2 protein-coding genes are annotated in these 22,274 nt (G+C 74.8%); both read left to right on the top strand.

The genetic code is table 11. The annotated features are described in order from the left end of the window. The first annotated feature begins 285 nt into the window (after positions 1-285). Positions 286-14,703, top strand: coding sequence for an amino acid adenylation domain-containing protein (locus ACFYMP_RS09230; RefSeq protein ID WP_388853033.1), 14,418 nt, complete (start codon positions 286-288; stop codon positions 14,701-14,703). Further along, entirely contained in the window at positions 14,700-22,274 is a 7,575-nt protein-coding gene (locus tag ACFYMP_RS09225; protein ID WP_388853030.1) for an amino acid adenylation domain-containing protein, read from the top strand. Before ACFYMP_RS09230 ends, ACFYMP_RS09225 begins: the two co-directional genes overlap by 4 nt.

Genomic DNA, 22,274 nt, shown 5'->3' with positions numbered 1-22,274 from the left:
CTCTCATTTCGTCGACAAGTGCTCATTTCCTGTCTATGTGACGGGAATGCATGTCAACGGATGGTATTGGAGCCCGCCTTGTGTGCGCGCGAGGAAGGAAACGGCCGTATACCGGGTCTGAGCAGCCCGGTATACGGCCCTGATAAGCGCTGACGCCCCGGGCACGGTGATGCTCCTCCTCGCTTTCACCGGTCGGCCCGTCATCGACGATCGGCGCAAGGGCGTGCACGTCGTCACGCCTTCTCCGTCGTCCCAGAAAAACTCCTCCCGAAGGTGTCGACCGGCATGCACGAAAACCGCCCGCTCTCCCCGCACGCAGTTCCGGAAGAATTCCTTGAACTGACCCCGGCCCAACAAGGTGTTTGGTATGGGCAACTGGTCGACCCCGACAGCCCTAAATACAACATCGGCGAATGCCTGGAGATTCTGGGCGACCTCGACGAGGAGTTGTTCACGGCCGCGGTGGGACGGGCCGTCGCCGCCTGCGACAGCCTCAACCTCGAGTTCGTCGCGCGGGACGAGACGGTGCGTCAGCGCGTCCTGCCCCGGCCCCCGACCGCTGAGGACCGGCTCAAGGTGATCGACCTCAGCGACGAAGCGGACCCCCAGGCCGCGGCGGAGGGCTACATGGCCGGGGACATGGCCGCGGTCGACCGGCTGGACGCCCCGCGTCACCACCAGGCGTTACTGCGGCTCGGCCCCGGGCGTCACTACTGGTACGTCCGCTACCACCACATCGCTGTCGACGGGCTCAGCGGTGCCGTCCTCGCCCGCACCGTGGCCGACCTCTACGGACGTGCCGTACGCGGTGAGGACCCCGCCGGGATCGAGCTGCCCGCGGCGCCGCTGCGCGCGCTCATAGCCGACGAGGTGGCCTACCGCGACTCGGACCGCTACCAGGCCGACCGGGCCTACTGGACCAGCAGGTTCGCGGACCTGGCCACCGGCGAGGCGGAAGCCGGGCCGGACGGGGCGGACGAGACGCGGGCGCGCGGCGGCGCCCCGCTCATCCGCCGGCGCACCGACGCGCCGGCCGGGCCCGCCGGCGCAGAGGTGCATCTGCACAACGGCGAGACCCTGCCCGTCTCCGTCCTGGAGGACCTGCGCCGTCTCGCCTCCGCCGGGCGTACGAGCTGGACGGCCGTCCTCGTGAGCGCGGTCGCCGCCTACGTCGGCCGGGTCACCGGCAGGGCGGAGGTCACCGTCGGCCTCGCCTCCCACGGCCGGCCCGGTGGGCTGCGGCACATCCCCGGCATGACCGCCACCATCCTGCCGCTGCGCCTGGAGGTCGCCCCCGACACGACGGTCGGAGCGCTCGTGCGGACCGTGGCCACCGAGATGCGCGGGGCCCTGCGCCACCGTCGCTTCTCGCGTGAACAGCTGGTCCGCGAGCTGAACCTGACCGACGGCGCGGCTGGCCTGACCGACATCGTCGTCAACATCATGGGCTACGACTACGGTCTCGACTTCGCCGGCTCCCCCGCCACCTCACGGGTGCTGTCCATCGGGCCGGTCGACGACGTGTCCCTGTTCGTCTCCGAACGGTCGGAGAGCCAGGGCCCGCTGATCGGGTTCGACACCAATCCCGAGCTGTACCGCCAGGAGGACGTGGCCCTGCACCAGCGGGCGGTCGTCTCCTTCCTCGCGGCCCTGGCCCGCGCCGACTCCACCGTCCTGCTGCGCGATCTCCCCCTCCTCGACGGCGCCGCCGCGGAGGCGCTGCTCGCACAGGGACGCGGCGCCGAGCTGCCGGCCCCCGCCGAGGTCCCGGGTCTGCCGGCGGCCTTCTCCGCGCGGGCGCGGCGCACCCCGGCGGCCCCGGCCGTGGTGGACGGTGCCGACACCCTCTCGTACCAGGAGCTGGAGCGGGCGGCGGACGGAATCGCGACGTCCCTGGCCGGCTGGGGTGTCGGCGCGGAGGACGGCGTCGGTGTGCTCGTGGGCCGTTCGGCGGCCGTGGTGTGCGCGACCCTCGGGGCGGTGGGCGCGGGGGCCGCCTACGTGCCGATGGACCCCGACTGGCCGGCCGGACGACTCGACCGGGTCGCCCAGATCGCCCGGGTCCGCGCGCTGGTGGTCGACGAGGCCGCCGCCGTCCTGCCCTGGGTGCGCGAGCGGGCGGCCACACTGCCGGTGCTCGTCCTCAGCCGGCGGGGCGCCGTCCTGCGCGGCGCCCCGCCGCGTCCCGGCCCGCTGCCGCGGGTGATCCAGGGCGAGCGGCTCGCCTACGTCATGTTCACCTCCGGTTCCACCGGACTGCCGAAGGGCGTCGGTGTCACCCACGACGACGTGCTCGCCCTGAGCGCCGACACCATCTGGTCGGACGGCGTCTGCGCGGCGGTGCTGCTGCACTCGGCCTACGTCTTCGACGCCTCCACCTTCGACATCTGGGTGCCGCTGCTGAACGGTGGCCGGGTGGTCGTCGCCCCCGAGGGGGTCCTGGAGGCGCGCGTCCTGCGGGAGGCGGTGCGGCGGCACGAAGTGACCGCGCTGTTCCTGACCACGGCCCTGTTCAATCTGGTGGCCGAGACGGACCCGACGGCCTTCGCCGGGCTGCGCCTGGTCGCGGCGGGGGGTGAGGCCGCGGCGCCGGATCTGATGCGGCGGGTGGCCGCCGCCCTCCCCGGCACGCGGGTCCTGCACGTGTACGGGCCCACGGAGACCACCACCTTCGCCACTCGCCACCCGGTCTCGGCCGCGACGGAGGGCGTCCCGCCCATCGGCCGTCCCCTGGACGGGATGCGCGTGTACGTGCTCGACGACGACCTCGCCGTGGTGCCGCCCGGTGTCGTCGGGGAGCTGTACCTCGGCGGCCGCGGCCCGACCCGCGGCTACCTCGGCCGCGCGGGGCTGACCGCCGGCCGCTTCGTGGCCGACCCGTACGAGGGGAACGGCGCCCGGATGTACCGCACCGGCGACCTCGTGCGCTGGACCGCCGAGGGCGACATCGAGTACGTCGGGCGCGCGGACGGACAGGTCAAACTGCGCGGGTTCCGCATCGAGCCCGCCGAGACGGAGAACGCCCTGCTCGCCGACCCGGACGTGCGGGCCGCCTCCGTCCTGGTCCGCGAGGACGTGCCCGGGGACCGGCGACTGGTCGCGTACGTCGTGCCGACGGCCGGGGCCCTGCCGGACGAGGCCGCGCTGGCCCGTCGCGTGGGACGCGTCCTGCCCGCCTACATGGTGCCCTCGCGGTTCGTGTCCCTCGACGCGTTGCCGCTGAACGCCAACGGCAAGGTCGACCGTCGCGCGCTGCCCGCGCCGCGTGCGTCGGCCGCGGGCCGGGCCCCGCGCACCGCCTACGAGGAGGTCCTGGCCGGCCTGTTCGCCGACGTGCTCGGGGTGCCCGCCGTCGGCGCCGAGGACAACTTCTTCTCCCTGGGCGGTCACTCGCTGCTCGCGACGCGGCTCACCGGCCGGGTCCGCACCGCCCTGGGCGCCGAACTCGACCTGCGCACCGTCTTCGAGCACCCGACGGTGGCCTCACTCGCCGCCGTCCTCGACACGGTGGAGGCGGCCCGGCCCGCCCTCGTCCCGCAGGAGCGGCCCGAGGTGGTGCCGCTGTCCTTCGCGCAGCAGCGCCTGTGGTTCCTCAACCGCGTCGAGGGCCCGAGCGACACGTACAACGTGCCGCTCGTCCTGGAGATCGACGGGCCGCTGGACACGGACGCCCTGCGTGGCGCCCTGGCCGATGTGGTCGCCCGGCACGAGAGTCTGCGCACCGTCTTCGCCGAACAGGACGGCGTACCGCGTCAGGTGGTGCTCGACGCGGACACCGCCGCCGCGCTGGTCCCCCTCGTCGTCGAGCTGCCCCCGGCCGGGGAGGCCGCGGACGACTGGGCCGAGGCGACGGTGCGCCGTCTGACCTCCGCCGCCTTCGACCTGGCGGGCGACGCCACCTTCCGCGCCCACCTGCTGCGCCGGGACGCGGAGCGGCACCTTCTGGTCCTCGTACTGCACCACGTCGTCGCCGACGGCTGGTCCCTCGCCCCGCTGCGCCGCGACCTCGGCGCCGCCTACCGTGCCAGGACCGCGGGCGCGGAGCGCCCGGACTGGCCCCCGCTGCGCGTCCAGTACGCCGACTACACCCTGTGGCAGCGGCAGTTGCTGGGGGACGACGAGGACCCGGAGAGTCCGGGCGCGCGCCGGCTCGCCTTCTGGCAGGAGGCTCTGCGCGGCGCCCCCGACCTGCTCGACCTGCCTCTGGACCGGCCCCGGCCCGCCGTGCCCAGCCACCGGGGCGACGTCGTCCCCTTCGCGCTGCCCGCCGACGCGCACGGCGCGCTCCTCGGGCTCGCCCGTGCCGCCGGCTGCACCCCCTTCATGGTGCTGCACGCGGCACTCGCCCTGACCCTGCACGCCCACGGCGCGGGTACCGACATCCCGCTCGGGACCGCGGTGGCCGGCCGCGCGGACGAGGCCCTGGACGACGCGATCGGCTTCTTCGTCAACACCGTCGTCCTGCGCACGGACCTGTCGGGCGACCCGACGTTCCGGGAACTCCTGGATCGTGTACGGGAGTTCGACCTCGCCGCCTTCAGCAACGGCGACCTCCCCTTCGAGCGGCTCGTGGAGGTGCTCAACCCCGAGCGCTCCGGCGGTCACCACCCGCTGTTCCAGACCATGCTGGTCCTCCAGAACCAGCGCCGGGCCGGGCTCGACCTGCCCGGACTGACCGTCCACGACCGGTCGCGGCACACCGGGATCAGCAAGTTCGACCTGACCCTGTCGCTCACCGAGTACACCGGATCGGCCGAGGACCGCGAGGACGACGGGCCGGCGGAGGCCGGGGCAAGCGGCATCGAGGGATATCTGGAGTACGCCACCGACCTGTTCGACGCCGACACCGCCCACGCCCTGTGCGCCCGGTTCGCACGCGTACTGGAGCAGGCCGTCGCCGCACCCGACCGGCCGGTCAGCGCGCTGGACCCGCTCGCGCCCGGCGAACGCGAGCGCCTCCTCGGTCAGGGGCGTGGGGTGGAGCGTCCCGAGCCCGCCCCCAGCGTTCCGGAAGCGGTCCGCGAGCGGGCCGCCCGCACTCCCGACGCGACGGCCGTGCGGGACGCCCACACGCACCTCACCTACGCCGAACTCGACGCCCGAGCCGACGCCTTCGCCCACATCCTGCGCGAGCGGGGTGTGGGGCGTGAGGACCGGGTGGCGCTCGCCGCGCCGCCGTCGGTGGACGCGGTCGTGGCCATGCTCGGGGTGCTGCGGGCCGAAGCGGCCTACCTGCCCGTCGATCCGGGGTATCCGCCCGCCCGCGTACGGCACATGCTCGACGACGCGCGGCCCGCGCTGCTCCTCACCACCGCGGACCTGCTCGCGGACCTGCCGGTCGGCGAGGCGCCCCGGCTCGCCCTGGACGACCCCTCCCTGCGCCCCTCGGGGGCCGTCCGGCCCCTCCCGCGCACTCCGCATCCGGCGGACCCCGCGTACGTCATCTACACCTCGGGCTCCACCGGCCGCCCCAAGGGGGTGGTGGTGTCGCACGGCGCGCTCGCCAACCACATGGCCTGGATGGGGCGCCACCTCGGCCTGGGCCCGGACGACCGGGTCCTGGCCCGCACGTCGAGCAGCTTCGACGCCTCGGTCTGGGAGGTGTGGCTGCCGCTGATGTACGGCGCCGAGGTCTGCCTCCTGCCGCGGGGCGCCAACCAGGAGCCCCGCGAACTCGTCTCGTGGATGGGCCGGTTCGGCGTCACGGTCGCCCAGTTCGTACCCTCGCACCTGAACCTCGTGCTCTCCGAGGCGGCACACCACGCCGACCTGCCCCGGCTGCGGGCCGTCCTGTGCGGCGGGGAACCGCTGGCGCGCGCGCTCGCCGACGAGGTCCGTGAGCTGTGGCAGGCCGAGGTGCACAACCTGTACGGGCCCACCGAGGCGACCATCGACGCCACGGCCCACCGCGTGGGCGCCCCGGCCCCGGGCACCGCGTCCGAGACGGTGCCGATCGGCCGGCCCGTCGACGCCGTACGCGCCTACGTGCTCGACGGCCGGCTGCGGCCCGTCCCGGCCGGGGTCACCGGGGAGCTGTACCTGTCGGGGGCCGGTCTGGCCCGCGGCTACCTGGAGCGCAGGGGCCTGACGGCCGCCCGGTTCGTCGCCGACCCCTTCGCGGCCGACGGCGCCCGTATGTACCGCACCGGCGACCTCGTACGGTGGAACCGGGAGGGGCTGCTCGACTATGTCGCCCGCGCAGACGATCAGGTCAAACTCCGTGGATTCCGGGTGGAGCTGGGCGAGGTGGAGGCCGCGCTCCTGGCCCGGCCGGGCGTCACCGCCGCCTGCGCGGTGATCCGCGAGGACAGACCGGGAGTGCGCCGTCTGGTCGCCTACGTCGTGGGCGCCGACGCGCGGCCGCGTCCCGCTGCGCTGCGGGACGCCCTCGCCGAGCAGTTGCCGCACTACATGGTGCCCGGCGCCGTTCTCGTCCTGGACGCGCTGCCGCTGCTGCCCAACGGGAAGGTGGACCGGCGCGCCCTGCCCGAGCCGGAATCGCAGACGGGCGCTTCCGGCGGGCCACTCCGGCTCACCCCTCAGGAGGAGTTGCTCGCCGGGATCTTCGCCGAGGTCCTGGGGCGCTCCGTCGTCGGCCCGCACGACAGCTTCTTCGAACTCGGCGGTCACTCGCTGCTCGCCATGCGGGTCATCAGCCGGGTCCGTGCCGTGCTGGGCGCCGAGATCGCGGTGCGCACCCTCTTCGAGCACCCGACCGTCGCGGGCCTGGCCCGCGTGCTGGACGCCCCGGGCCAGAGCCGCCCACCGGTGGTGCCCGTGCGGGAGCGGCCCGAACCGCTGCCGCTGTCCTTCGCGCAGCAGCGCCTGTGGTTCCTCAACCGGCTCGAAGGCCCGAACTCGGCCTACAACATCCCGCTCGTCCTCGAACTCGACGGCGCGCTGGACACGGACGCCCTGCGGGCCGCGCTGCGCGACGTCGTGGAGCGGCACGAGGCGCTGCGCACGGTGTTCCCCGAGCGGGACGGGGTGCCCTACCAGTCGGTCCTGCCCACGGACACCGCCACTTCGCGCCTGCCGGTCGTGAGCACCGCGCCGGGCGAGGTGGAGGGGGCCGTACTGGCGGCGGTGCGCGAGCCGTTCGACGTGCTCACCGACCCGCCGCTGCGCGCGCTGCTGCTGCGCTCCGCACCCGGCCACCACGTCCTGGTGCTCGTCCTGCACCACATCGCGGGCGACGGCTGGTCCCTCGCGCCGCTCGCCCGTCACCTCGGCGCGGCCTACCGGGCCCGGCTCCTCGGCGAGGAACCGGTACTGAGCGCCGGTGTTCCGCTCCAGTACGCCGACTACGCCCTGTGGCAGCACGCCGAGCTGGGCGACGGCGCGCAGCCGGGGGGCGTCCTGCGGCGGCAGCTCGACCACTGGCACGAGGCCCTCGCGGGCCTGCCCGGACTGATCGACCTGCCGCTGGACCGGCCACGTCCGGCCACCACCGACCCGAGGGGGGACGTCCACACCTTCGACGTGCCGCCCGCGGTGCACTCCGGGCTGCTGCGCCTGGCGAGGGAGTCGGGCAGCAGCCTGTTCATGGTTCTCCAGGCGGCCGTGGCCACGCTGCTGCACCGGCACGGCGCGGGTGAGGACATCCCGCTCGGCTCCCCCGTCGCCGGACGCACCGACGAGGCCCTGGAGGACATGGTCGGGTTCTTCGTCAACACACTGGTTCTGCGCACGGACCTGTCGGGCAACCCGAGTTTCCGCGAACTGCTGGTGCGGGTACGGGAGTTCGATCTCTCCGCCTACGCGCACCAGGACGTGCCCTTCGAGCGGCTCGTCGAGAGCGTGAACCCGGTCCGCGCCCGCGACCACCACCCGCTGTTCCAGACCATGCTCGTCCTGCAGAACCAGGAGACGGCCCGCCCCGACCTGCCGGGGCTCACGGTGGAGGACCGGCTCGTCCACAACGGACTGAGCAAGTTCGACCTCACCTTCGCCTTCACCGAGCAGGAGGGCGCGGCGGGCCTCGAAGCCGGGATCGAGTACGCCACCGCCCTCTTCGACCGCGCCACCGTCGACACCCTCGCCGCGCGGCTGCTGCGCCTGCTGGAACAGGTGGCCGCCGATCCCGGGCTGCCGCTCGCGCGCTACGACCTGATGACCCACGAGGAGCGGAGCCGGGTCACGCGGTGGGGTACCGGCCGCGCCCTGCCCGCGGGCTTCGAGGACTCCACCCTGCCCGCTCTCTTCGCGGCCCGGGTGCGCCACGTCCCGCACGCCGTGGCCGTCACCGACGGGGACACCTCCCTCAGCTATGCCGAACTCGACCGGATCTCGGCCGACCTGGCGCAGATGCTGGCGGGCCTGGGGATCGGCCCGGAGACCGCGGTCGGCGTGCTGCTCGGCCGGGCGCCGGCCGTGGTCTCGGTCTCGCTCGGCACGGTCCGCGCGGCCGGCGCCTACGTCCCCCTGGACGCCCGCTGGCCGCGGGAGCGGCTGGATCAGGTCGCCGAGGTGGCGGACGTACGGGTCCTGGTCGTCGACGAGGACGCCTTCGCCAGCGCCTGGGTGAGCGCGGCGGCCCACCGGATGCCGGTCGTGGTCGTGGACCGGCTCGGCCGGGTGTTGCGCGGGGCGCCCGAGCGGCCGGGCCGCCCGCGCCCCGTACCGGGGCCGAACGCCCTCGCCTACGTGATGTTCACCTCCGGCTCGACCGGGCTGCCCAAGGGGGTCGGCGTCACGCACGCCGACGTGGTCGCGCTCACGGCCGACTCCGCCTGGGAGGACGGCGCCGCCGACGCCGTCCTGATGCACTCGGCCTACGTCTTCGACGCCTCGACCTTCGAGATCTGGGCGCCGCTCCTGCGCGGCGGCCGGATCGTCGTCGCGCCGCGGGGCGTCCTGGAAGCGCGCGCCCTCGGTGACGCCGTCCACGAGCACGGGGTGAGCGCCGTGTTCCTGACGACAGCCCTGTTCAACGTGATCGCCGAGACCGATCCGGGCGCCTTCAGCGGTCTGCGGCTGGTGTGCGCCGGGGGTGAACTGGCCTCCCCGGACGCGATGCAACGGGTCGCGGGCAGTGCTCTGGGCGTCCGGGTCCTGCACGTGTACGGCCCCACCGAGACCACCACCTTCGCCACCCGCCACGAGGTCTCCCCCGGCCTGCCGCCGGGCCCGCCGCCCATCGGGCGTCCTCTGGACGGGATGCGCCTGTACGTCCTCGACCAGTCCCTGGAACCCGTCCCGCCGGGCGTCGTGGGTGAGCTGTACCTCGCCGGACGCGGTGTGGCGCGCGGGTACACGGGGCTCGCGGGGCTGACGGCCACCCGTTTCGTCGCCGACCCCTTCGACGCCCGGGGCGGCCGCATGTACCGCACCGGCGACCTCGTGCGGTGGACGCGGGAGGGGCAGATCGCGTACGTCGCCCGCGCCGACAGCCAGGTCAAACTACGCGGCTACCGCATCGAGCCGGGCGAGATCGAGGGCCTGCTCACGAGCTGCGAGGGCGTCGCGGACTCCTTCGTCCTCGTCCGCGAGGACGGCGCGGGCGAGCGCGGCCTCGTCGCGTACGTGGTGCCCGCCGCCGGCGCCCGTCTCGACGCGGGCGAACTCGCCCGGGTCGTGGGCCGGTCCCTGCCCGTCTACATGGTGCCCTCGGCGTTCGTCGTCCTGGACTCGCTGCCGCTGACCGTCAACGGGAAGGTGGACCGGCGGGCGCTGCCCGCGCCCAAGCAGCGGGCCACCGGGGGCGGGCGGGCCCCGCGCACCGTGCGCGAGGAGATCCTGTGCTCACTCTTCGCCGGAGTGCTGGGTCTCGGCGAGGCGGGTGTGGAGGACGACTTCTTCGCGCTGGGCGGCCATTCGCTGCTCGCCACCCGTCTCGCGGCCCGGATCCGGACCGCGCTCGGTGTGGAGGTCGAGGTGCGGACCCTCTTCGAGCACCCCACGCCGGCCGCGCTCGCGGCCGCGCTGGACGGCGCCAAGGAGGCCAGGCCCGCCCTGGTACGCGCCGCGCACCGCCCCGATCCGCTGCCGCTGTCCTTCGCGCAGCAACGGCTGTGGTTCCTCAACCGGTTCGAGGGGCCGAGCGCCACCTACAACGTGCCGCTCGTACTGCGCCTGGACGGGGCGCTCGACGTGGACGCCCTGGAGAGCGCCCTCGTGGACGTCGTCGGCCGCCACGAGAGTCTGCGCACCGTCTTCCCCGACACGGGGGGCGTGGCGCGTCAGCTCGTCCTCGACGCCACCAGCGCCGACCTCGACCTGACCCCCCGGGACACCACCGAGGCGCGCCTCGACGAGGTGCTGACCGCCGAGGTGGCGCACGCCTTCGACGTGAGCGAGGAGCTGCCGGTGCGCGCGCGGCTGCTGCGGCTCGGCGCCGAGGCCCACGTTCTGGTGCTGCTCGTCCACCACATCGCGGGCGACGGGTGGTCCCTGGCCCCGCTCGCCCGCGACCTGGCGGGGGCCTACCGGGCGCGCGTGGAGGGTGTGGCACCGTCCTGGCCCGGACTCGCCGTCCAGTACGCCGACTACACCTTGTGGCAGCGGGCGCTGCTCGGTGACGAGGAGGATCCGTCCAGCCGGGCCGCCCGGCAGCTCGACTTCTGGCGCACCGCGCTCGCCGGCGCCCCGGAACTGCTCGATCTGCCCTGCGACCGGCCGCGTCCCGCCGTGCTGGAACACCGCGGCGACGCGTACGCCTTCTCGGTCGGCGCCGAGACCCACCGGGCTCTCGCCGAGCTGGCCCGCTCCCGCGGGTGCAGCCTGTTCATGGTGCTCCAGGCGGCCGTCTCGGTGCTGCTGTCCCGGCACGGCGCCGGCCCGGACATCCCGCTGGGCACCGCCGTCGCCGGACGCACCGACGAGGCCCTGGACGACCTCGTGGGCTTCTTCGTGAACACCCTCGTCCTGCGCACCGACCTGAGCGGCGACCCCACCTTCGGCGAAGTGGTCGACCGGGTGCGGGAGTTCGACCTGGCCGCGTACGCCCGTCAGGACGTGCCCTTCGAGCGCCTGGTGGACGCCCTGAGTCCGGTGCGGGCGCAGAACCACCACCCGCTGTTCCAGACCATGCTGGTCCTGCAGAACCAGGAGGACGCCGCGGTCGGCCTGTCCGGTCTCACGGTGACGCCGCAGCCGGTGCGCACCGGCATCAGCAAGTTCGACCTGAGCTTCACCTTCACCGAGACCCGCGACGGCGCCGGGCGGCCCGGGGGCCTGGCGGGGGTGCTGGAGTTCTCCACCGAACTGTTCACCCCCGCCACCGCGCACGCCCTGGCCGACCGGCTGACCCGTCTGCTGGGCCCGCTCGCCGCCGACCCGGGCCTGCGTGTCCACCGCGTGGACGTCCTGGACGACGCCGAGCGGGGGGCGTTGGAGAGTGTCGCGCACGGCTCCGTGCGGCCCGTCCCGGCGCGCACCGTGCCCGAGGCGTTCCGCGCGCAGCGCCTGCGGACCCCCGGGGCGGTCGCCGTGCGGGACGGCGCACACGACCTCACCTTCAGCGAACTGGACGCTCTGTCGAACGACTTGGCGCACCATCTGCACGACAGGAACATCGGCCGCGGCGACCTCGTCGCCCTCGCCCTCGCGGGCACCGCCGACCAGATCGTCGCGATGCTGGCGGTGGCCAAGGCGGGGGCCGCCTACCTGCCGGTCGACCTGGAGTACCCCGAGGCGCGGATCGCCCACATGGTCGAGGAGGCCCGCCCCGCGCTGCTCCTCACCCACGGCACCGCCCGGACCGGCCTGCCGCTGCCCTGCCTCGCGCTCGACGACCGGTCGGCGTGGTCCACCGGACGGGCGACACCGCCCGCCGCCGCCCCCGATCCGCGCGACGCGGCGTACGTCATCTACACCTCGGGCTCCACGAGCCGGCCCAAGGGGGTCGTCGTCACCCACGCCTCCCTGACCAACCACATGGCGTGGATGGCGGGCCACCTCGGCCTCACGGGCGCGGACCGGGTCCTCGCCCGCACCTCACCGAGCTTCGACGCCTCCGTCTGGGAGACCTGGCTGCCGCTGCTGCACGGGGGATCGACCTGCCCGGTGCCGCCCGCCGTCAACCACGACCCCGCGGGGCTGCTGGCCCGGATGCGGGAACTGGGTGTGACCGTGGCCCAGTTCGTGCCCGCCCACCTGTCGCTCGTGCTGACCGAGACCGCCTCAGGGGAGCGGCCCACGAGCCTGCGCGCCGTCCTGTGCGGCGGCGAGCCCCTGCCCAGGTCGCTGGCCGCTCGCGCCGCGCTTCAGTGGCGGGTCGAGGTGCACAATCTGTACGGGCCCACCGAGACGACCATCGACGCCACCGCCCACCACCACCGGGACGCCGGAACGGACCCCGCCGCGCAGGAGGGGAGCGTGCCGCTGGGCGGGCCCGTCGACAACACGCGCGCCTACGTCCTGGACGCCGCTCTGCGGCCGGTGCCGCCCGGGGTGACCGGCGAGCTGTACGTCGCGGGTGAGGGCCTCGCGCGCGGCTACCTGGGACGTCCGGGCCTGACCTCGGCACGGTTCGTCGCCGATCCGTTCGGCCCGGCCGGCAGCCGTATGTACCGCACGGGCGACCTCGTGCGGCGGGACGCCGACGGTCTGCTCGGCTATGTCTCACGCGCCGACGATCAGGTGAAGCTGAACGGTTTCCGCATCGAGCTGGGTGAGGTCGAGTCCGCTCTCACCGCGCTCGACGGCGTGTCCGCGGCCTGCGCCGTGGTCCGCGAGGACCGGCCGGGTGAGCGGCGCCTGGTCGCCTACACCGTGCGGGACGGGCACGGGGGCGCCGTTCCCCCCGACAGTGAGCTGCGGGCCCGGCTGTCGGCGGTCCTGCCGCCCTACATGGTGCCCGGCGTCTTCGTCGCGCTCGACGCGCTGCCGCTGCTGCCGAACGGAAAGACGGACCGGCGGGCCCTGCCCGTCCCGGCGCGTCCCGCCACCGACCGGACGGGCGGGCAGCCGCGCACGGCGCGGGAACGCGTCCTGTGCGAGGTGTTCGCGGCCGTGCTGCGCACCCCGGTCCGGGCCGACGACGACTTCTTCGCTCTGGGAGGCGACAGTATCCTCTCCATCCAGGTCGTCAGCCGGGTCCGCGAGGCCGGCCTCGGCATCACTCCGCGCGACGTCTTCCTGCACCGCACCCCCGAGGCCATCGCGGCGGTCGCCGGCACGCTCGGCCAGGACACCGCGGCGCCCACCGAGACCGGCACCGGGGTGCTGCCGCCGACGCCCATCGTCGCGCAGTTCCTGGAGCGGACCGGCGCCACGGACGGGTACAACCAGTCCGGGGTGGTGCGGACCCCGGCGGGCGCCGAGGAGGACCTCCTCGTCGCCGCCCTCCAACTCCTCCTCGACCACCACGATCTGCTGCGGCTGCGGGTGGTCCGGACGGCCGGGGGCGAGCCCGTCCTCGAAGCCCTGCCGCCGGGGTCGGTTCCGGCCCGCGGCCGCTTCACCCGGGTCGACGTCGCGGGGATGGACGCCGAGGCGGTCCGGGCCGCCGTGACCGCGTCGGGCGAGGAGGCCCGCAGGCGGCTGCGGCCCGCGGACGGGAACGTGGTCGAGGCCGTGTGGTGCGACGCCGGGACCCGGGCCCCGGGGCGCCTGCTGCTCGTCGTCCACCACCTGGCCGTGGACGCGGTCTCCTGGCGCGTCCTCACCGCCGATCTGGCCACCGCCTGGCAGATCGTCACCGCTCGCGCCGCGGCGGGCGGACGCCCCGCCCCGGCGGCCTCGCTCCCGGCCGTCCCGACCTCCTACCGCGCTTGGGCGCGGCTGCTGAACACCCAGGCGACCACCGCCGAGCGCGCGGCGGAACTGCCGCTGTGGGAGGCGGCGTTGGCGACGCCCGACCCGCAGCTCGGCTACCGGCCGCTCGACCCCGGTCTGGACACCGCCGACCGGACCCGCACCGTGGTGACCCATCTGCCCGCGAGCTGGACGAAGCCCCTGCTGACCACCGTTCCCGCCGCCTTCCACGCCGGGGTGGACGATGTGCTGCTCACGGGCCTGGCGCTCGCGGTCCGCGCCTGGCGCGGGGAGCGGGCGGCCCGGCTCGGCGGGGAGCGCCCGACGGACACCGGCGTCCTCGTCGACCTGGAGGGCCACGGCCGCGAGCAGATCGCCGAGCACCTCGACCTGTCGCGTACGGTCGGCTGGTTCACGAGTCTGTACCCGGTCCGGCTCGACCCCGGTCCGCTCGACCCCTCCGCCCCGGGCCACTTCGACGCGGCCGTCGTCGAACGGGCGCTCAAACGCGTCAAGGAGCAGTTGCGGGCCGTCCCGGACCACGGCGTCGGCTACGGCATGCTGCGCCACCTCAACCCGGCCACCCGCCCCCGGCTGGCCACCGTGCCGCAACCGCAGATCGGCTTCAACTACCTGGGCCGGTACGTCTCCTCGCCGGAGGGCTCCGGTGAGGCGGGCGCCGACTGGGAGGTGCTGCTCGACGGCGGCGGGCCGCGCAGTCAGGACCCGGACATGCCCGTGCACCACGTCGTCGACATCAACGCGCACACCGAGGACCTGCCGGACGGTCCACGGCTGGTGACCCGCTGGACCTGGCCGGGCGACCTGCTCAAGGACGAGGACGTCGAGGCCCTGTCCGACGCCTTCGCCGGCGCCCTGCGCGCTCTGGCCGAGTACGCCGAACGACCCGAGGCCGGCGGCTGGACGCCGTCCGACCTCCCCCTGGTCTCGCTGAACCAGGCCCAGATCGACCGACTGCAGAACAAGTGGGGTGGACGCAAGTGACCGGGTTCCAGTTGGAGGACGTACTGCCGCTGACACCGCTTCAGGCGGGGATGCTCTTCCACGCGCTGTACGACTCGCGCGAGGTCGACGTGTACACCTCGCAGTTCGTCTTCGAGCTCGAAGGCCCGCTCGGTGTGCCGCAGTTGCGGTCCGCGATCGGCGCCCTGCTGCGGCGGCACGCGAATCTGCGGGTCGGCTTCCTCCACGAGGGCCTGGACGAACCGGTGCAGGCCGTGGCCGCCGAGGTTCCGGTGCCGCTGGAGGAACTGGACCTGAGCACGGCGGACGGGACGGGTACGCCGCAGGAGCGGCTGAGCGCGTTCCTCGCCGCCGACCGGGTCCGGCGTTTCGACCTGACCACACCGCCGTTGATGCGGTTCACCCTGGTGCGTACCGCGCCGGGGCGCCACCGGCTGGTGATGACCAGCCACCACATCCTGCTCGACGGCTGGTCGATGCCGCTGCTCGTGCGGGAGCTGTTCGAGCTGTACGCGAACGGGGGCGACGACCGGGCCCTGCCGCGTGTCACCCCGTACCGCACCTACCTCGCCTGGCTGGCCCGGCAGGACCGCGCCGCCGCCCTGGACGCGTGGCGCACGGCCCTGGACGGCGTCGAGGCGCCGACCCTGCTCTCCCGGCGCGAGGGCGTGGGCGCGGCCGGTTCCGGTGAGCTGCCCGAGTCGCTCGTCCTGGACCTGGGCGAGGCCACGACGCGGCTTCTGCGTGAGACGGCCCGCGCCCACCGGCTCACCCTGAACACCCTGGTGCAGGGCGCCTGGGGGCTGCTGCTCACGCATCTCACGGGGCGTTCGGACGTCGTGTTCGGCACCACCGTCTCCGGCCGCCCGCCGGAGGTGCCCGGGATCGAGACCATGGTGGGCCTGTTCATCAACACCGTTCCGGTCCGGCTGCGCACGGTGCCCGGCGAGACGCTGGCCGCGCTGCTGACCCGGCTCCAGGAGGAGCAGGGCCGCCTTCTGGGCAGCCAGTACGTGGGGCTGACCGAGGTGCGCGACCTCACCGGTCTGGACGCGCTCTTCGACACCCTCGCCGTGTTCGAGAACTACCCGATGGACGCCGAGGCCCTGCGCACGGCGCGGCAGGGGCTGCCGGGCCTGGCCGTCACCGGTTTCAGCGGCACGGACGCCGCCCACTACCCGCTCACCCTCACCATCGCTCCCGGCGAGTCGCTGAGGATCACCTTCGGGTACCGGGCCGCCGCCCTGGACCGCGAGGAGGTGGCCCGTACGGTCGCCCGGATGCGGCACCTGCTGACGGAGATGGCGCAGGGCCTGGACCGCCGGGCCGACTCGGTCGCCGTCCTCCTGGACGGCGAGCGGGAGACGCTGCTCGCGCGGGGGCGTGGCGGCGTGCCGCGCCCCGTCGCCGAGGGCACGGGGGTGGCGGAGGCCGTCGCGCGGTTCGCCGCCCGCCATCCGCAGGCACCGGCCGTCTCGGGCCCGGGGGAGCAGCTGAGCTACGGCCGGCTGGTGGCCTTGGGCGACGAACTGGCCGGTGTCCTGACGGGTCTCGGGGTCGGCGCCGAGGACGGTGTCGGTGTTCTCCTGGGCCGCTCGGCCGCCCTGGTCACCGCCTCCCTGGCGGCCCTGCGGGCGGGCGCGGCCTATGTGCCCCTCGATCCGCGGTGGCCCGCCGAACGGCTCCAGCGGGTCGTCGAGGTGGCCGCCGCGCGTGCGCTGATCGTCGACGAGAGCACCCGCTCCCATCCCTGGGTGAGCGGGCTCGCCCCGGGGGTGCCGGTGGTGACGGTGGACCGCGCGGGGCGGGTGGTGAGCGGCGGCCCCGCGGTCCGGGGCGAGCTGCCCGGGGTCACGGACGGCTCCCGGCTCGCGTACGTGATGTTCACCTCCGGGTCGACCGGTCTGCCCAAGGGGGTCGGCGTGACCCACGCCGACCTGATCGCGCTCGCGGCGGACCGCACGTGGGGCGAGGGGGTCGCGGACGGTGTCCTGCTGCACTCGGCGTACGTGTTCGACGCCTCGACCTTCGAGATCTGGGTCCCTTTGCTCAACGGCGGCCGGGTGGTCGTGGCCCCCGAGGGCACGCTGCAACCCGCGGTGCTGCGCGAACTCGTCACCGAGCACGGGGTGACGGCGGCGTTCCTGACGACGGCGTTGTTCAACGTCGTCGCCGAGTCCGACCCGGGCGCTCTGGGGCTGCTGCGGCTGGCGGCGGCCGGGGGCGAGGCCGCCGCGCCCGGGGTGCTCCAGCGGGTGGCCGCCGCCCATCCGGGTACGGCGGTCCTGAACGCGTACGGCCCCACCGAGACCACGACGTTCGCCACGCTCCACCGGGTGCGCCCGGACGCCCCCGCAGGGGTGCCCCCGATCGGCCGTCCGCTCGACGGGATGCGCGCCTACGTGCTGGACGCGTCACTGCGGCCCGTCCCGGTGGGCGCCGAGGGTGAGCTGTATGTCGCGGGCCCGGGGGTGGCGCGCGGCTATCTGGGGCGCCCCGGCCTCACCGCCGGCCGCTTCGTCGCCGATCCCTTCTCCGGCACCGGGGCCCGTATGTACCGCACCGGCGACCTCGTGCGGCTCGGTGGCGACGGCGCGCTGCACTACGTGGCACGGGCGGACCAGCAGATCAAACTGCGCGGTCACCGCATCGAGCCCGCCGAGGTCGAGGCGGCGCTGCGCGCCCATCCGTCGGTGCGGGCGGCCTGCGTCGTGGTCCGCGAGGACCTGCCGGGCGATCGCACCCTCACCGCGTACGTCGTGCCCGCGCCCGGACACACCACGGACGCGGATCTGCTCACCGCGCACCTCGGCCGCCACCTGCCCGCCTATCTGGTGCCGGGCGCCGTGCAGCCGCTCGACGCGCTGCCCCTGACCACCAACGGCAAGCTCGACCGGGCGGCCCTGCCCGCTCCCGCGAAACCGCGCGCGGCGGTGGGCCGGCCGGCGCGCGGCGCCCACGAGGAGATCCTGGCCGGGCTGTTCGCCGATGTGCTCGGGGTGGAGCGGGTCGGCGCCGAGGACGACTTCTTCGCTCTGGGCGGCCATTCGCTGCTCGCCACCCGCCTCGTGGGCCGGGTCCGTTCCGCCCTGGGCACCGAGACCGAGATCCGCACGCTCTTCGAGAACCCGACGGTGGCCGCGCTCGCTACCGCCCTGGCCGAGGAGAACCGCCCGGCCCGGCCCGCCCTCGTGGCGCGGGAACGCCCCGGAACGGTGCCGCTGTCCTTCGCCCAGCAGCGCCTGTGGTTCCTGCACCGGCTTGAGGGCCCGTCCGCGACGTACAACATCCCCTTCGCCGTACGCCTGGACGGGCCGCTGGACGCGGAGGCGCTGCGGCTGGCCCTGGAGGACGTCCTCGCCCGGCACTCCGCCCTGCGCACCGTCTTCCCCGAGCACGAGGGCGTACCGCGTCAGCACATCGTCGCGCCGCACGAGGCGCGGCTGCCGTTCGGCCGCGAGGACGTGGCGGAGGACAGACTCCAGGCCCGTCTCGACGCGCTCGCGGGCGCGGCGATCGACATCGAGCGCGAACTGCCGCTGCGGGCGACCCTGTTGGGCCTGGCCGAGAACGCCCATGTCCTGGTCCTCGTCATCCACCACATCGCCGCGGACGGTTCCTCCCTGGCGCCCCTCTCCCGGGATCTCGGCGTCGCCTACGCGGCCCGTGTGCGCGCCGAGGCCCCCGGGTGGGCCGAGCCCGCCGTCGACTACGCCGACTACACCCTGTGGCAGCGCCGCCTGCTGGGCGACGAGAGAGCGCCCGAGAGCCTGGCCGCCCGCCAACTCGGTTTCTGGGAGGAGTCCTTGGCCCAGCTTCCGGAGCTGATCGAGCTGCCGTGGGACCGGCCGCGCCCCGCGGTGCCGCGACACGCCGGTGCCGGCCACGAGTTCGCCCTCGACGGCGACACCGCCCGGCGGATCGCGGACCTGGCCCGGACCGGCGGGAGCAGCGTCTTCATGGTGCTCCAGGCGGCGCTGTCCCTTCTGCTGTCGCGGCACGGCGCGGGCGAGGACGTCCCGCTGGGCACGGCGGTCGCCGGCCGTACCGACGAGGCCGTCGCGGACGTCGTGGGGTTCTTCGTGAACACGCTCGTGCTGCGCACGGACCTGAGCGGCGATCCGACCTTCCTCGAACTGCTGGATCGCGTCAAGGAGTTCGATCTCTCGGCGTACGCGCACCAGGACGTGCCCTTCGAGCGTCTGGTGGAACTGCTCAACCCGGCGCGCTCGCAGAACCATCCCCCGCTCTTCCAGACCATGCTGGTGCTCCAGAACCACACTCCGGCCGCCCCCGTCGTACTGCCCGGCCTCAGCGTGAGCGCCGTCCCGATCGGGCTGGGGGTCAGCAAGTTCGACCTGTCCTTCACCTTCACCGAGACGTACGGGGCCGACGGCGCGCTCAGCGGTCTGCGGGCTAGCGTGGACTACGCGACGGAACTGTTCGACGCGGCGACGGTGCGGGGCCTCGCCGAACGCCTCGTCGCGCTGCTCGACGCCGTGAGCGCCGACCCGGGCCGGCCACTGCACACGTACGAGGTGCTCCTGGCTGCCGAGCGCGACCGTCTCGGCGCCTGGGGCACCGGTCCCGACAAGGACCTGCCGCGCTCCACAGTGCCCGCGCTGTTCGAGCGGTGGGCGCGGCGCACTCCGGACGCCCCGGCGGTCCGTGACGCCGGCGCCACCCTCACCTACCGCGAGCTGAACGCGCGCGCCGAGGCGGTGGCCCGCCACCTCGTGGCCCGGGGCGTCGGACCGGAGGACCGGGTGGCCGTCGCCCTCCCCCGCGACCGCGAGCTGGTCGTGGCGCTCCTTGGCGTACTCAAGGCCGGGGCCGCCTACCTGCCACTCGACCCTGACTACCCGGCGGGGCGCCTGTCGTACATGCTCGACGACGCGCGGCCGCGCCTGCTGTTGACCACGCCCGAGGTGCGCCGCCGGCTCCCGCAGACGGAGGTGCCGTACCTGAACGTGGCGGACACCGGGGAGAGCGCCCCGCCCGCGGGCCCGCCCGCCGCGCCCGTGGTGTCCCTCCTGCCGGCGCACCCGGCGTACGTCATCTACACCTCCGGCTCCACCGGCCGGCCCAAGGGTGTCGTGGTCACCCATGGGGGCGTCGGCGCTCTGGTCAGGACGCAGGGAGAGCGGCTGGGCGCGGGGCCGGGCAGCCGGGTGCTGCACCTGGCGTCCGTGAGCTTCGACGCCGCGTTCTGGGAGCTGTGCATGGGCGTGCTGTCGGGGGCCTGCCTGGAGATCGACGCGCGCGAGGCGCTGCTGCCGGGGCCCACTCTCGCGGCCCTGGTGCGCGAGCGCGGCGTCACCCACCTCACCCTGCCGCCTCCCGCCCTCGCGGTCATGCCGCCCGGCTCGCTTCCTTCGGGGACCACGCTGGTGCTCGCGGGTGAGGCGTGCCCTCCCGCGCTGGCACGGGAGTGGGCGCGGGACCGGTTCCTCGTCAACGCCTACGGGCCCACCGAGACCACCGTGTGCGCCACCATGAGCGGCTTCCAGCACGCGCGGGGCCCGCTCGCCCCCGACCGCAGCGTGTCCATCGGTGTCCCCGTCGACGGTACGCGGGTCCACGTCCTGGACGAGCGGCTGGCGCCCGTACCGCCCGGTGTCGTCGGCGAGCTGTACGTGTCCGGTGCGGGTCTGGCCCGCGGATACCTCGGCCGGGCGGCCCTGACGGCGTCCCGTTTCGTGGCCGATCCCTTCGACACCGCGGGGGGCCGCATGTACCGCACCGGCGATCTGGTGCGCTGGACGGGCGAGGGCGAACTGCTCTACGTCTCCCGCGTCGACGATCAGGTCAAGCTCCGCGGCTTCCGCATCGAACTCGGGGAGGTGGAGGCCGCCCTGACCTCGATGCCCGGGGTCCGGGCGGCCTGCGCCATGGTCCGCGAGGACCGGCCCGGCGACCGGCGTCTGGTCGCGTACACCGTGTCCGAGCAGGACACGGCGGGCCCGGAGGAGGCGGAGATCCGGGCCCACCTCGCGGCGGCTCTGCCCGAGCACATGGTCCCTTCCGCCCACGTCCGGCTCGCCGCCCTGCCCGTCACCCCCAACGGGAAGACCGACCGGCGGGCCCTGCCCGCGCCCGGCCCGGCCGCCCCGGCCCTCGGCGGGGCACCGCGCACCGATCGGCAGCGCGCCCTGTGCGCGGCGTTCGCCCAGACGCTCGGCGTGCCCGAGGTCGGCGTCGGGGACGACTTCTTCGCGCTGGGCGGCCACTCGCTGCTCGCCGTGACCCTGGCCCAGCGGATCGGTGAACGCTGCGGCCGGCGGCCCTCCTTGCGGGCGCTGTTCGCGGCTCCCACCGTCGAGGGCGTCGACCGTCTCCTGACGGAGATGGAGGCGGGGACGGGGAAGGAGCCCGAGGAGCCCGCGCTGACGAGCGGCCTCGCCGCCGAGGTACGGCTCGCGGCGGACATCACGGGCGTGGGCCGGGCGGGCCGGGACGGTGTCCCCGCCCCGCGCCCCTCGCGCCCTTCGCCCCGCCCCTTCCTGACCGGCGCGTCCGGCTTCCTCGGCGCCTTCCTCCTGCGCGACCTGATCGAGACCACCGGCGAACCGGTCGACTGCCTCGTGCGGGCCGAGGACGAGCGACGGGCGGCCGGCCGGCTACGGGCCAACCTGGAGCGCTACGGCCTGTGGCGCGAACGGTACGCGGACCTGATCCGTCCCGTGCCCGGCGACCTCGCCGCGCCGGGCCTCGGCCTGCCGCCGCGGGAGCGGGCCGCTCTGGTGCGCCGTCTCGGTCTCGTGCTGCACAACGGGGCGCGCGTCAACTTCGCCGCCGGGTACGGGGATCTGCGGGCCCCCAACGTGGCCGGCACCGAGGAGCTGCTGCGTCTGCTCGCCGATTCGGCCTCCCCCGGCCTGCACTACGTCTCGACCACGGGCGTCTACGCCCCCGACGCCCCTCACGCCGTCATCACGGAGTCGACGCCGACCGGCCCGGCGGCCGGACTGCCGGACGGGTACGCGCGCAGCAAGTGGGTCGCCGAGGGGCTCCTCGGCCTGGCCCGCGAGCGCGGACTGCCGGTGACCGTCTACCGGCCGGGCCGTATCAGCGGCGACACCACCACGGGAGCCTGCCAGGACCGGGACCTGCTGTGGCAGCTCATCAAGGGCTGCCTCCAGGCGGGGATGGTGCCGGACCTGCCGCACGGGTCGACCGACTGGGTGCCCGTGGACTACGTCAGCGCGGCGGTCGTGGCGCTCGCCACCACCGGCGGGCAGGCCGCGGAGCCGTACCATCTCACCCACCCCGAGGCACCCGGCCTGCACACGGTCTTCGAGGTGGCCGCCCGCCTCGGCCACGAGCTGCGCACCGTTCCCGCCCCGCAGTGGCAGGCCCGTGTCGCGGCGCAGCGCGACAACGCGGCGCAGCTGTTCCTCGGGGACGAGGCCGGCGACCGGCACGGGGCGAACGACCGGCGCCGCTTCGACTCCAGCCGGACCATCACGGCGGCGGCGGCGCGGGGCGTGCACCTGCCGGCCCTGACCGAGGAGATCCTGACCCGCTACCTGATCTGGTTTCGCGCGACGGGGTTCCTTCCGGCGCCCGAGGGGGTGCCCGCCCCGTCCTGA

This window comes from Streptomyces sp. NPDC007088 (assembly GCF_042869355.1).
Classification (GTDB): Bacteria; Actinomycetota; Actinomycetes; order Streptomycetales; family Streptomycetaceae; genus Streptomyces.
Note: the sequence above shows the minus strand (reverse complement) of the source record. Positions and strands in the feature narration are given on the sequence as shown.

Coding starts and splice junctions, on each gene's coding strand:
- ACFYMP_RS09230 (WP_388853033.1), top strand. CDS start 286: ATGCACGAAAACCGCCCGCTCTCCCCGCACGCAGTTCCGGAAGAATTC.